The organism is Acidovorax sp. ACV02, assembly GCF_014851475.1.
Taxonomy (GTDB): domain Bacteria; phylum Pseudomonadota; class Gammaproteobacteria; order Burkholderiales; family Burkholderiaceae_C; genus Acidovorax; species Acidovorax delafieldii.
Window position 1 is genome coordinate 328,082 of the sequence record NZ_JACUZU010000006.1, and the last position, 13,308, is coordinate 341,389.

The 13,308-nt window shown below is 65.1% G+C and carries 13 protein-coding genes; 3 read left to right on the forward strand and 10 right to left on the reverse strand.

The features are described 5' to 3' along the window. Positions 1-8 precede the first annotated feature (8 nt). The 3 genes from IB236_RS16325 to IB236_RS16335 all read right to left on the reverse strand — a co-directional run bounded on the left by IB236_RS16325 (position 9) and on the right by IB236_RS16335 (position 4,168). Positions 9-1,610 (reverse strand): DNA polymerase Y family protein, encoded by a 1,602-nt coding sequence (locus tag IB236_RS16325; RefSeq protein WP_192421469.1) that lies wholly within the window; start codon positions 1,608-1,610, stop codon positions 9-11. Beyond that, positions 1,573-2,511, reverse strand: coding sequence for a translesion DNA synthesis-associated protein ImuA (gene imuA / locus IB236_RS16330; protein ID WP_192421470.1), 939 nt, complete (start codon positions 2,509-2,511; stop codon positions 1,573-1,575). Before imuA ends, IB236_RS16325 begins: the two co-directional genes overlap by 38 nt. Positions 2,512-2,857: 346 nt before the next feature. Then, on the reverse strand, positions 2,858-4,168 hold the full coding sequence (locus IB236_RS16335) for an HD-GYP domain-containing protein (protein WP_192421471.1): 1,311 nt from the start codon (positions 4,166-4,168) through the stop codon (positions 2,858-2,860). Positions 4,169-4,699: 531 nt separating this feature from the next. Between IB236_RS16335 and IB236_RS16340 the strand changes: the two genes are divergently transcribed. Then, on the forward strand, positions 4,700-4,987 hold the full coding sequence (locus IB236_RS16340; RefSeq protein WP_056746105.1) for a hypothetical protein: 288 nt from the start codon (positions 4,700-4,702) through the stop codon (positions 4,985-4,987). A gap of 89 nt (positions 4,988-5,076) precedes the next feature. Further along, a complete protein-coding gene (locus IB236_RS16345; protein WP_056062211.1) occupies positions 5,077-5,373 on the forward strand; it encodes a hypothetical protein in 297 nt (98 codons plus the stop codon). 126 nt (positions 5,374-5,499) lie between these two features. Here the strand turns inward: IB236_RS16345 and IB236_RS16350 are convergent, their stop codons facing one another. Both IB236_RS16350 and IB236_RS16355 read right to left on the reverse strand, forming a co-directional pair. Beyond that, positions 5,500-6,141 (reverse strand): CoA transferase subunit B, encoded by a 642-nt coding sequence (locus tag IB236_RS16350; protein WP_056746107.1) that lies wholly within the window; start codon positions 6,139-6,141, stop codon positions 5,500-5,502. A 43-nt stretch (positions 6,142-6,184) separates the two neighbouring features. Further along, complete coding sequence (locus IB236_RS16355) at positions 6,185-6,892, reverse strand: CoA transferase subunit A (RefSeq protein ID WP_056067750.1); 708 nt, start codon at positions 6,890-6,892, stop codon at positions 6,185-6,187. Between the two features lie 75 nt (positions 6,893-6,967). Between IB236_RS16355 and IB236_RS16360 the strand changes: the two genes are divergently transcribed. Further along, on the forward strand, positions 6,968-7,513 hold the full coding sequence (locus tag IB236_RS16360) for a PAS and helix-turn-helix domain-containing protein (protein ID WP_056067748.1): 546 nt from the start codon (positions 6,968-6,970) through the stop codon (positions 7,511-7,513). Positions 7,514-7,551: 38 nt separating this feature from the next. Here the strand turns inward: IB236_RS16360 and pcaC are convergent, their stop codons facing one another. The 5 genes from pcaC to IB236_RS16385 form a co-directional block, all read right to left on the reverse strand. Beyond that, a complete protein-coding gene (gene pcaC / locus IB236_RS16365; protein ID WP_082522567.1) occupies positions 7,552-7,938 on the reverse strand; it encodes a 4-carboxymuconolactone decarboxylase in 387 nt (128 codons plus the stop codon). Positions 7,939-8,116: 178 nt separating this feature from the next. Beyond that, entirely contained in the window at positions 8,117-10,318 is a 2,202-nt protein-coding gene (gene katG, locus IB236_RS16370; protein WP_192421472.1) for a catalase/peroxidase HPI, read from the reverse strand. Positions 10,319-10,493: 175 nt separating this feature from the next. Continuing rightward, the gene (locus tag IB236_RS16375; RefSeq protein WP_192421473.1) at positions 10,494-11,411 is read right to left on the reverse strand and encodes an SMP-30/gluconolactonase/LRE family protein; all 918 of its coding nucleotides are present in this window, start codon (positions 11,409-11,411) and stop codon (positions 10,494-10,496) included. Between the two features lie 20 nt (positions 11,412-11,431). Then, a complete protein-coding gene (locus IB236_RS16380) occupies positions 11,432-12,340 on the reverse strand; it encodes an amidohydrolase (RefSeq protein WP_192421474.1) in 909 nt (302 codons plus the stop codon). A 3-nt stretch (positions 12,341-12,343) separates the two neighbouring features. Beyond that, positions 12,344-13,300, reverse strand: a complete 957-nt coding sequence (locus IB236_RS16385) for a tripartite tricarboxylate transporter substrate binding protein (RefSeq protein ID WP_192421475.1) — start codon at positions 13,298-13,300, stop codon at positions 12,344-12,346. Positions 13,301-13,308: the final 8 nt, after the last annotated feature.

The following is a 13,308-nucleotide window of genomic DNA, read 5'->3' on the forward strand; positions in this document are numbered from 1 at the left end:
CTGCCCGCTCATCCAAAGATTCCGTGCAAGAACCAGCGGTGTGGGCGAGCCACCGCTGGCGTGCCGTCCAGCGCAGGCGCCAGGCGCTCGCGAAACACCCACACCAGTCCCGCAACGTCGTTGTGGGCCACAAAGTAATCGCGCAAGGCCAGGTCTGCGCAGGGGCGTGCCGGGTCCACCGCATCGTCGGTGGCAGACCACCAGCCCGCCTCCAACCGGTGGGGCCCGGCCAGCAGGCGCAACAGGCCGTGGTGGCAGGGGCGGTTGCCCTGCACGGCCAGCTGCCGGGGCGGGTTCAGCAGCCAGGTGGGCAACAAGGGGGCATCCGGGACGATGCCCTGCGAAGCACCGTCCGCACGCGCGGACACAGGACCGGTGGGTGTCCGCGTGGCTGCATTGCGCGTCGCAGCGGCGGGCATGCCCAGCACTTCAGCGGCCGGTCGCCATTGCTGCATGCGTTCGGGCCGATGGTCGGCCAGCAGCACCGGGGCCACCACGTGGTCGGCCCCCAGGCGGGCAGATAGGCGCTCCAGCAGTTGGTGCAGGGCCTCGCCGGGGGTACCGGCCGGGTCGGTGCTGCCATGGCTTGTGGGGTCACGCCCGCCCACCTCCCCCGGGGGCAGCAGGCTGGCACTGCGGTGCGGCAACGGGGCCGCGTCGAGCAGCCGCAGCGTGATCTGGTTGACCGGCGCGGCCAGCGTGGTGCGCGCCAGGTTTTCGGCCAGCAGGCGCCGCAGGTGCACCAGGTCGTGGGTGGCCTGGGCGGTGCGCACCTGCAGCGCCTGGGTGGGGGGCAGCGCCACGCCATCCAGGCGCCGCAGGTCGTGGCGCCAGGCCAGCTCCAGCGCCAGCACGCCCTGCTGGCGCGCCTGCAGCCAGGCCTGCAGGGCCGTCAGGCTGCGGCTGGCGCTCCACAGCAGTGCGTCGGCCGACGCGGCCAGGGCAGGCAGCTCGGTGGCCAGCACAAACTGCTCGGGCAGTTGCAGCCAGGCATGGGCCTCGGGGGCATCGCCCAGGGCCTGGTCCAGCACCTGCAGCACGCCAGCCCCCAGGCGCCGCGCCACCCCGGCACGTGGCAGCGCCCGCAGCGTGCCCCAGGTACGGCACCCCATGCGCTCCAGGCTGGCCACATGGGGGCGCAGTGCTGTCAGCGTGTGCAAAGGCAGGTTCTCTGCACTGCCCTGCGGCGGGCAGGGGCGCCCTGCCAATACCATGCGCAGTCTGGCCTGGGCAACCAGGGCGGTGGGGCCTGTGCCCCACACAGTCGGTGCATGGGGCACAGGGGCTGTGGTCGATCCAAAGGAATGGGCTGGCTCTTCAGTGCTGCGGACGGGTGGAGGGACAACGCTCTCCCCTTCGCATCGGGCCGACGCATCAGCCCAGGCTTGCAGCACCAGTGCCTGCAGCGCATCGCGCCCGCCCCACAGGCGTTCGGTGGTGGACACCTCCAGCAACACCGCCTCGCCATCGGCCAGCGCCACACGCGGCGTGAAACGCAAGGCCCACCAGCCGGCGGCGGCGTTCAGCACTCCGGTATTTCTATCCGTGCCTGTACCCGCCAAGGCGGCGACCTCATCGCACCAGGGCAATGGCAGGGCGATCCAGTGCATGCCTGCTCCCTTCTGGCCGGCCTCCGGGTCGGCCTCCTGGCTCGCCTACGGGCTGGACTGGGGGCTGGACCTGGGACACATGGCGCGCCAGCGAACCCGCCAAGGCCCCAGCCACACGGGCGGCTGCGGCCTGGCGCCCCGCCACCTGGGCAATGGCAGCCTCTTGCGCAGCGCGGCGCCGCTCGGCCTGTGCCACCAGCACCTGCGCCAGTTGAGGGTGGCAGCCCGGCAGTTGGAGCGCCTGCGCCAGCGGAGGCCCTCGGCGCTTGAGGATCTGCACCTGCATTCCGGGGGCTGCTGCGGCATCCCCTGGCAAAGCCAGCCCCTGCACTTGCAGCCGCAATTGGGCCGGCGACGCCTGAGACACCTGTGATGCGGGCCCTGGGGCATTGACCGGACGAAACACCCACAACAATTGCTGCTGCTGGGCCGCCGCCAATTGCAACCGCCGCAAGGCGGCAGGCTGCGCCTGGGGCAGCCAGGCCATGACGGCCAGCACGCCCTGGCAGCGCAGCGCCTGCTCGGCCGCCCACAAGGCGACCATGGGCGAGTCGGCATGCACCACACACACCCGCTCTGCCCGCAACCCCTGCGACTGCAGGGCCGGGCCAAAAGGCTCGCACGGCGGCGCCACCAGCACCACCGCCCCGCTCTGCCTGGCCGTGGCCTGCACCAGTGCGGGCAGCACCAGTTGCCATTCGTGCAGGCCCGCCAGGGGCTGCAGCACTTCGCTCAGGGCCCCCACAGGCCAGCCGCCGCCCGGCAGCTGGGCATCCAGCGCGGCATGGCCCGAAGGCAATACGCGCTGCGCGCTGGCCCCCAGCGCGTCGGCATGCCACACCCCAGGCACGGGGATGGGCAAATCGGACGCAACCCGCAAAGAGGGGCGTGGCGCAGGCATGGTGGTGGGAGAAGTTGAGGCAACACGAATACTGTAAATATAACCAGTATTTTGCCGAATGGGTGAACCTGGTAGCGAAGACCCACCAAGGACGTCGGTATGAGGAGGCCGACGCAGGCAAGGGCTTGTTCACACTATTTTTGCCAGTGCGAAGGCCTCCCCCGCCACGCCAATCCAGGCGCGCGACGACGCCAAGGCCAGGGCCTTGGCCAGGAACGCAACGACGAGTGGCGTGGCGGGGGAGAACCTTCCTTTCGGGTTGCGATGCCCAGCAAACGCCGCGCGCCGGAGTACCCAGTGGAAGAGGCAAACCCCGCGCCCTGGCGGAGTCGATCCGAAAGTCTGCTTACAGCGTACGCATCGCCCAGTCGCACCAGTCCGCCACCGCCGCATCAGCAGGCGTGGCACGGTCCGAGAGCTGGGGCCAGCGGCGGTGGCTGGCGTTCAGAATGCTTTGCAGTTGCCACAGGGCCTCGCGCCCCACCAGGGCGACCTCGGCCATGCCAATGGCGTCGCCTTGCAATTGCGCCAGCAACTCACCCTGGTGCCGGGGGTGCGAGCCCGCTTCGATCAGAGCCTTTTGCAATGCCATGAGGCGGGAATCGGTAAACGCAAAGGCAGTGCCCGCAGAAGACTTGGCCGCCTTGTCTGGGGGCAAGGCCGCCTTGAGCTGGTCCCAATAGGCAAAGGCTTCGGCCAGCAATTCGATCTGGCGGGGCGCATCGTTACCCAGAGGCATCAAGGCCGATTCGCGGGCCACTTCCTCCTGCAGCAGCGGCAGGATGAACGCCACCAGTGCCGAAGGAAACTTGCGGTGATTGAGCCGCAGTACCAGCGACAGCCGCTGCGCGGGCATGTCGTCGTATTTCTCGTAGAAAGCGGCCACCACTTCGGCCAGTAGCAGGATGCGGCCCATGGGCGTGATGTCCGCCCCCAGCAAGGCGCGCGGATAGCCGCTGCCGTCCATGCGCTCATGGTGCTCCAGCACGGCCACTTCGGCAGCACGTGGATAGGCCTGCGTGTCGCGGATCATGAGCATGGCCGAGATGGGATGGGCCACCAGGTGCTTGCGCCCTACCCCCACCACCTTGTGGTCCGGGTCATCCCAGGCCGGGTCCATGTGCAGCACCCCCAGGTCATGCAGCAGCGCAGCAGCCGCCACCGTGCTGCAATCGCGTTCGCTCAGCCCGCTTTTGACCGCCAGAAATACCGCCACGGTGGTCATCACCAGACTGTGCTGGAACAGCGTGGGCCGTTGGTCACGCATCACGGTGAGCTTGCAGGCCATGGCAGAAGGCAACGGCAGGGACCTCAGGGGCGCCAGCAACCGGGCACCTGAGCCCAGGGCCTCGGCCAGCATGGCGGGCAGGGTTTCCTGCTCGATCAGCGTCTGGCCCAGGGCCAGCAGTGATGGCACGTCCACCGGGTTTTCGATGGACAGATGGCGGTCAATGGGTTCGCGCAGCTTGTGCTGCACCAGGCGGTCGTACAGACGGCTGTCGATGCGCGCGCCCTTCTCCACCAGCTTGATGCCGTTGTCGGTGTAGATGGCAGCATCTGTGACCACCGTACGCCGGTCGGCCATGTCGGTCAGCGCACGCAAGTAATGGGGACTGTCAGCGTCCTCGGCATCCGCTGAAAGAAGAATATCGGTCATGCAAGCAACACAAATCGTTACTTCGCACTATAGGGGGTTCTCTTGCGGGGCACTGACTCGCGTGACGCGATACAGACATGCAATCTTGATGCACATCAAGCAGCAGGCGCTGCTACCCGTGCTCGTTTTTTGCCGCATGGCAGAGATCACACGTCCGGATTCTCATGACCAAGACCTAGACCCGCCCGGGCTCGCCGGGGTGAAAAAGCCCCCTGTCACCCCAATGTCATTGTCCCAAATAGGCGTCAGGGTTTCCATTAAACAATATCGCCGATAGCCTGCTTTTTGGTGATCCTGGACAGTCAGGCTTGGGTAAACCCTGAAAAGTTCCGCATTAATTGTTCACAATACTGGAACAGTTAGTTCGCGACCCGGTGGTTTTTCTCTGCACCCCACCGGCGTACAGTTCATCCCATCGATGAGCCGAACCCGCAAGGCGACTCACCGAACCCGGTCCCAGGCAGCTTTCTTTGTTTTTGGCGCTTTGTTCCGGTTTTTTGAGCCGCTTCTTTAACTTCAAGGATTTCCATCATGAACAACACCGCACGTTTCCTGTCTATCGCCGCTGTCGCCGCTTTCGCTTCTTTTGGTGCCCAGGCTGACGAAGCCGATGCTTCGCAGTTCGCCACCAAGTTTGAAACCAACCGCACCCGCGCTGAAGTGGCTGCCGAAGCTGCTACCGTGGCCCAGACCCGCTCCATCGAACCCGCTGGTTCGCGTGTGGTGACCTACAAGTCCACGGCTGACCGCGCTGCCGTGCGTGCACAGGCTGCTGAAGCAGTGCGCACTGGCCAGATTTCTTCGGGTGAGCGCGGCTGATTCACCAGGGGCGGCTGAATCTGCCGCCCTGGTTGTGCCGTATCTCTCAGTACCCAAGTCCTCTTTTTAGAATTTTCCGGAGTTTCACCATGAACAAGTCTGTGCGTTTCCTGTCCGTTGCTGCTGTCGCCGCTTTTGCCGCTTTTGGTGCCCACGCTGATGAAGCCGATGCTTCGCAGTTCGCCACCAAGTTCGAAACCAACCGCACCCGTGCTGAAGTGGCTGCCGAAGCTGCTACCGTGGCCCAGACCCGCTCCATCGAACCCGCTGGTTCGCGTGTGGTGACCTACAAGTCCACGGCTGACCGTGCTGCCGTGCGTGCCCAGGCTGCTGAAGCCCTGCGTACCGGCCAGATCTCTTCTGGCGAAATCGGCAACGCGATGTAATTGCCAGAGGCCCCATGCGGACCGCATGAGGGCTTTCTGAAAATTGCCAATGCAAAAGGCCGGGGCCCTCTGAGGGGCCCCGGCCTTTTTTGTGATGCCACTCCACTGCAGGGGTGGCTCAAATGCTTATGGGATCAGCTTGACGCCGGTCTTGGCCTGCAGGGCCTCAAAAGTCACGCCGGGAGCCAGCTCCACCACCTTCAGGCCCTGGGGCGTCACGTCCATGACGGCCAGGTCGGTGATGATGCGATCCACCACACCCACGCCCGTGAGGGGCAGCGTGCACTGGGGCAGGATCTTCAGGTCTTCGGTGCCATCCTTCTTGCGCGCCACATGCTCCATGAGCACGATCACGCGCTTGACGCCAGCCACCAGGTCCATCGCGCCACCCATGCCCTTGACCATCTTGCCGGGGATCATCCAGTTGGCCAGGTCGCCCTTTTCGCTGACCTGCATGGCGCCCAAGATCGACAGGTTGATCTTGCCGCCACGGATCATGGCAAACGACTGGTCGCTGCCAAAGATGGACGAGCCCTTGATGGTGGTCACGGTCTGCTTGCCGGCGTTGATCAGGTCGGCATCCACTTCATCTTCGGTGGGAAACGGGCCGATACCCAGCATGCCGTTTTCGGACTGCAGCCACACCTCTTTGTCGGCAGGCACAAAGTTGGCCACCAGCGTGGGGATGCCAATGCCCAGGTTCACATAAAAGCCGTCTTCGAGTTCATGGGCGGCACGGGCCGCCATTTGGTCTTGACTCCACGACATAGATACTTCTCCAGCTTGTTCTGTACGGTTGTGCGGCAGCGGCTCAGACGCCCGCTTTTTCGGTGATGGTGCGCTTTTCAATGCGCTTCTCGGGCGTGGCGTTGTGCACGATGCGGTGCACATAGATGCCAGGCAGATGGATCTGGTCGGGCGCAATGGCGCCGGTTTCCACCACTTCTTCCACCTCCACGATGGTGATCTTGCCGGCTGTGGCCGCAGCGGGGTTGAAGTTGCGCGCCGTGAGGCGGAACTGCAGGTTGCCCGACTTGTCGGCACGCCAGGCCTTGACCAGCGACACATCGGGCACCAGCGAACGCTCCATCACATAGGTTTCGCCATCGAACTCGCGCAGTTCCTTGCCCTCGGCCACGATGGTGCCCACGCCGGTCTTGGTGAAAAAGGCCGGGATGCCCGCACCGCCCGCACGCAGCTTTTCGGCCAGCGTACCCTGGGGGGTGAACTCCAGCTCCAGCTCGCCAGCGAGGTACTGGCGCTCGAACTCCTTGTTCTCGCCCACATACGACGAGATCATCTTCTTGATCTGGCGGGTCTCGAGCAGCTTGCCCAGGCCAAAGCCGTCCACGCCCGCATTGTTGGAGATCACGGTCAGGTTCTTCACGCCCGAATCGCGCAGCGCGTCAATCAAGGCTTCAGGAATGCCACACAGTCCAAAGCCGCCAACAGCCATGAGTTGGCCATCTGCAACCACGCCCTTCAGGGCCTCGGCTGCGGAGGGGAATAACTTGTTCACCACGATCTCCTTATGAATGGGATGCGCTACGATACTACGTACTTAAATAAGTAGTTTTCCGTAAAGATTAGCACTATGGACGTTGATTACCGACTGGCTTTCGACATGGCCCCCGTGGGGCTGGTGCTCTCGCGCAACCGCACCATGGTGGATTGCAACCGCCATGTCTGCGAAATGTTCGGCGCCTCGCGCGAAGTGCTGATCGGCCAGTCGTTCCAGATACTCTATCCCAGCGCCGACGAATATGAGCGGCTTGGGGCGCACATGGAGCCCATCCTGAACGCCAAGGGCCACTATGCGGACAACCGCATCATGAAGCGCGCCAATGGCGAAGTGTTCTGGTGCCACGTGTCCGGCCGCGCACTCAACCGCGATGCCCCGCATGAGTCCGGCATCTGGAGCTTCGAAGATCTGAGTTCGCAGCGCGCCGTGAAGGCGGAGCTGACGGGCCGTGAGCGCGAAGTAGCCGCCCGCCTGCTGGAAGGCCTGACCTCCAAGGAGATCGGTCGGGCACTGGAGATCAGCCACCGCACGGTAGAAATTTACCGTGCACGCCTCATGCGCAAGTACAACGCCTCCACCGCCGCCGACCTGGTGCACAAGCTGCTGGCAGGCGGCTGAACCGGCCCTCGAAGGACAGCACTACCGCCTTTTATTGCCTACTTGGCCGGGCCGTCGATGACTTCAGCGGCGGTGCGAAACGCCTCTACCGCCGTCGGCAGGCCGCAATAGACGCTGGCGTGTAGCAGCACTTCCTGCAACTCCTCCGCAGTAGCGCCATTGTTCAGCGCGCCACGCACATGGCCCTTGAGTTCATGCTGCTTGCCCAGCGCGATCAACATGGAAACCGTGATGAGACTGCGGGTCTTGCGGTCCAGCCCGGGCCGCTGCCAGACATCGCCCCACGCGTTGCGCGTGATGTATTCCTGAATGGGCTGCGTGAAAGAGGTGGCGTTGCCCAGCGCACGGTCCACAAAATCGTCACCCATGACCTCGCGGCGGGTGGCCAGGCCTTTTTCGTAGTCTTTGGTCGGGGTTGGTGTCACGCGGGCTCTCCTTGAAGGGTTGAAACATCAAGGCCCGATGGTAGCGAGCGCACGCAGGGCTTCCACAGCGCAAACAACAGAACGCCCGGCACATGCACTGCACACGCCGGGCTTCATGGCTTCGTGAACGGCTCGCCCCATGCCATCCCCTGACGACATGGGAGCAAGGCCTCACTGATCAGGCGCTGGCACCGCCTGAGGTCAGGTCAAACCGGTCCAGGTTCATCACCTTGGTCCAAGCCTTGACGAAGTCCTGCACAAACACTGCCTGTGCATCGCTGCTGGCATAGACCTCGGCCAGCGCACGCAACACCGAGTTGGAGCCAAACACCAGGTCGGCCACCGTGCCGGTCCATTTTCTGGCACCTGTGCTGCGGTCCACACCTTCCAGCACACCCGCTGCACCCGCCGACTTCTGCCATTGGGTGCGCATGTCGAGCAGGTTCACGAAGAAGTCATTGCTCAAGGTACCAACGCGCTGCGTGAAGACACCATGGGTGGCCTGCCCCACGTTGGCACCCAGCACGCGCAGGCCACCCACCAGCACCGTCATCTCCGGCGCCGTCAGCGTGAGCTGGTTGGCGCGGTCCACCAGCAACTCGGCCACAGCCCCCTCCAGCCCAGGGCGCACGTAGTTGCGGAAACCATCGGCCACAGGCTCCATCACCTCGAACGACGGCACATCGGTCTGCTCTTGCGAGGCATCCGTGCGGCCAGGCGTGAAGGGAACGGTCACGTCCTGCCCTGCCTGCTTTGCGGCAGCCTCCACGGCAGCGCCACCGGCCAGCACGATCAGGTCCGCCAGCGAGATCTTCTTGCCACCCGTCTGCGCCGCATTGAAGTCGCGCTGGATGGCTTCGAGCTGACCCAGCACCTTGGCCAGTTGCGCAGGCTGGTTCACAGCCCAATGCTTTTGTGGAGCCAGACGGATGCGCGCGCCGTTGGCGCCGCCCCGCTTGTCGCCGCCCCGGAACGTGGAGGCAGAGGCCCAGGCCGTGGATACCAGTTCCGAAATCGACAAGCCCGATGCCAACACCTTGGCCTTGAGCGCAGCGATGTCCTGCGCGTTCACCAGCGCATGGTCCACGGCAGGCACAGGGTCTTGCCAGACCAGCACTTCGGCGGGCACCTCCGGCCCCAGATAGCGGGCACGCGGCCCCATGTCACGGTGCGTGAGCTTGAACCAGGCACGCGCAAATGCATCGGCAAACTGCTCGGGGTTCGCCAAAAAGCGGCGCGAGATCTTTTCGTAGGCCGGGTCAAAGCGCAGCGACAGGTCGGTGGTGAGCATGGTGGGCACCAGCTTTTTCGACGGGTCGTGTGCGTGCGGGATCGTCGCTGCAGCCCCCTTGGCCGTCCACTGGTGAGCGCCTGCCGGGCTCTTGGTCAGCTCCCACTCGTAGCCGAACAGGTTTTCGAAGAAGTTGTTGCTCCACTGCGTGGGCGTGGTGGTCCAGGTAACTTCCAGGCCACTGGTGATGGTGTCACCGCCTTTGCCAGAGCCATGGCCGCTCTTCCAGCCCAGGCCCTGGTCCTCGATGCCTGCACCTTCGGGCTCCTTGCCCACCAGCGCGGCATCGCCAGCACCGTGGGTCTTGCCAAAGGTGTGGCCGCCAGCAATCAGTGCCACGGTCTCTTCGTCGTCCATGGCCATGCGCGCAAAGGTGTCGCGGATGTCGCGCGCGGCGGCGATGGGGTCGGGGTTGCCGTTCGGGCCTTCGGGGTTCACATAAATCAGGCCCATCTGCACAGCAGCCAGCGGGTTGGCCAGGTCGCGCTCACCGCTGTAGCGCTTGTCGCTGCCCAGCCAGGTGGATTCAGCGCCCCAGTACACGTTTTCATCGGGTTCCCACACGTCAGGGCGGCCACCGGCAAAGCCAAAGGTCTTGAAGCCCATGGATTCGAGTGCCACATTGCCGGTCAGGATCATCAGGTCGGCCCACGAGATCTTGCGGCCGTACTTCTGCTTGACGGGCCAGAGCAGGCGGCGCGCCTTGTCCAGGTTGGCGTTGTCGGGCCAGCTGTTGAGCGGCGCAAAACGCTGTTGCCCAGCTCCCGCGCCACCACGGCCGTCTGCCAGACGGTAGGTGCCCGCGCTGTGCCAGGCCATGCGCACAAACAGCGGTCCATAGTGGCCAAAATCTGCGGGCCACCAGTCCTGCGAGTCGGTCATCAGTGCGCGCAGGTCAGCCTTCACAGCAGCAAGGTCGAGGCTCTTGAATTCTTCGGCGTAATTGAAGCCGTCTCCCATCGGGTCGGTGAGCGGGGAGTTCTGGTTCAGGGGGCGGAGATTGAGCTGGTTGGGCCACCAGTCGGCATTGCGGGGGCCCGTGGGCACGGCCTTGGTGTGGTCAAAGGGGCATTTGGCTTCGGTCGTCATGGGTCATCTCCTGTGAAATCGCGTCGGCAAAACGTATCGACAGGGCAGATGGTAGGAAGCAAACGATGACAGGTAAATTGAATCGATTGAATCCCATTAATAGCCAATATCAATGGATCATCATCCTTTCATTGATTTCGTTGCGATACCCAGACAAGTTGAGGCTGGGGCAGCGTCAACGCGAACGCGCCAGCAGCAGCCCAGGTGCACCCATGTCAGCCCTCAGGATGCGCCCATGGGTAGAGTCGGTGACATACACCGTGGTACGCCCTGCCCCGCCAAACGCCAGGTTGGTGGTGGAGCTGCCCGGTGCGCCGCGCAGCACCTGCACGGGCTCGGCCCGGTGGTTGAGCACCCACACATAGCCCAGGCCCGGGTTGGCCACCAGCAGGTGACCCTCGGCATCCACGGCCAGGCCGTCGGGGCCGCTGGGGCCATACGAGGTGAAGAACTGGCTGACCTTGGCCACGCTGCCATCGGGCAGCAGCGGCACGCGCCACACACAGTTGCCACGCGTCACGGCCAGATACAGCACGCGGCCGTCGGGCGACAGGGCCACGCCGTTGGGGCTGGGCACGTTGTGCAGCAGCAAGTCGAGCTGACCATTGGGCCGCAGGCGGTACAGGCGACCACTCGGGTCGTGCAGGCCGCTTTGGCCCTGGTCGGTGAAGTAGAGGTTGCCTTCGGCGTCAAAGATCAGGTCGTTCACGCCCTTGAAGCGCTCGCTGTTGCGGCGCTGCAGGTACGGGGTGACGGCGCCCGTGGCCACGTCGAGCTGCATCAGGCCGTTCTTGTAATCGGTGATGAGCAGCGTGCCGGGCTTCAAGAACTTCAGGCCGTTGGGCTCGCCGTCGTACTCGGCCACCAGCGCCCAGTCGCCCTGCGGGTTGATGCGAAAGACCCGGCCCCAGGGGATGTCGCTGACGTAGAGGTTGCCTGCGTCGTCGAACACCGGGCCTTCCAGAAAAGAATCGGTGATGGTGCCGCCCCGGTTGGCGTCAGCCCAGTCGCTGCGCTCGCGGCGGCGAAAGTGCTCAGGCATGGTGGTGAAGACATCGAGATCGCGGACCTCAGGGGCTTGCAGCAAAAACATGGTGGGTCTTTCCAATTCGTTCAGGCGGCGGGAGCGGTATCGAAACCATACAGCCGTGCCGGGTTGTCGACCAGGATGCAGTCCATGGCCGCGTCGCCGCCAGCCCAGGCCTGAAGCAGGTCCATCAAGTCGGCATCGTTCACGGTGCCAGGCGTCTCGGTGGTGTGCGGCCAGTCGCTGCCCCACACCAGGCGCTCGGGCGCAGCCTGCACCAGGGCCTGGCCCAGCGGCAGGGTGTCGGCGTAGCTGGGGCCATGCACGGTCGAGCGCATGTAGGCGCCCGAGAGCTTGACCCAGGTGTTGCCACCATCGAGCAGGCCGCGCACCATGCCGTAGGTCTCTGCGGCCGGGCCTTCGGCGGGATCGATGCGGCCCAGGTGGTCGATGACCAGGGGCACAGGCAGCTTATGCAACTGGGGCGCGAGGGCGATGAGCTGCTCCGGCTGCGCAAAGATCTGGAGATGCCAGCCCGCGCACGCCGGGTGCTCGGCCACCTTGCGCGCCAGCGTGGCCAGCATGGCGGGCGTGGTGGTGCCCCACGATTGGGGCGAGACGAAATTGACGCGCAGCCCGCGCACACGGCGTGCAGCCAGGTGGGCCAGCTCGTCGGCACCCACGCCGTCGCCCACCACGGCCACACCGCGTGCAGCGTCGCCCAGCTGGTCCAGCGCATCCAGCGTGCAGGCGTTGTCGGTGCCGTAAGTCGATGGCGTGACCACCACCGTGCGCGTGGTGCCCAGGCGCGCCTGCAGTTGCCGGTACACCGCCACGGGCGCCACTGGCGGAGTGCGCGGCCAATGGGCTGACGGCGCAAAGCGCGGGTCAAAGATGTGCATGTGGCTGTCGCACGCGCCGGGCGGCAGCCGGCGCTGCGGGCGGTTCAGGCCCACGGAATGCGGCGCGGGCGTGGTCAGCGCTGGCAAAGGCATCAGTCAGTCCAGCTTGATATTGCCCTTCTTCACCACCTCGCCCCACTTCGCGTCTTCCTTCTTCAGGAAGGCGGCGAAGTCTGCGGGCGTCGAACCGATGGGCTGGGCGCCCAGGTCGGCCAAGCGCTGCTTCACTTCGTCTTCCTTCAGCACCTCTTGCAGGGCCTGCTGCAGTTTGGTGGCCACGTCGGCTGGCACGCCCGCAGGCAGGAACACGCCGTTCCACTCATAGGCCTCGTAGCCGGGCATGGCCGCCTCGGCCACCGTGGGCACATCGGGCAGGCGTTTGGAACGCTCAGGGGCCGACACGGCCAGCGCACGCAGCTTGCCACCCGCCACATGCGGGTAGGTGGCGGCCACGGTGCCGAACATGAAGTCCACCTGGCCAGCCATAACATCGGTGATGGCAGGGCCACCGCTCTTGTAGGGCACGTGCACCATGTCCAGGCCCAGCTTCTGGGCCATCAGCTCCGCCGCCAGGCGCTGCACCGTGCCGCTGCCGCCTGAGGCAAAGTTGATCTTGCCCGGCTGCGCCTTGGCCTTGGCAATCAGCTCGCCCACGTTTTTGTAGGGTGCATCGGCCTTCACGATGAGCACGTTGGGCGCCAGCAGCACCAGCGACAGCGGCTGCAGTGCGTTGGCGGCATACGGCATCTTGGGGAAAAGATGCGGGTTGATGGAGTACGGCGTGGCGTCGTACAGCATGGTGTAGCCGTCTGCCGGGGCCTTGGCCACAAAGCTGGCGCCAATGGTGCCGCTGGCACCGGCCTTGTTGTCCACGATCACGCTGCCGCCGAGCTTGGCGCCCAGGCGGGTGGCCACCACACGGGCCACGGCATCGGCCGCGCCACCGGGGGCGTAGGGCACGACGATGGTGATGGGCCGCTCGGGGAAGGCGGCGTGGGCCACACCTGCGGCCAGGGCGCAGGCGGCGATCAGGGGTTTGAGGAAGCGAAACATACGTGTCT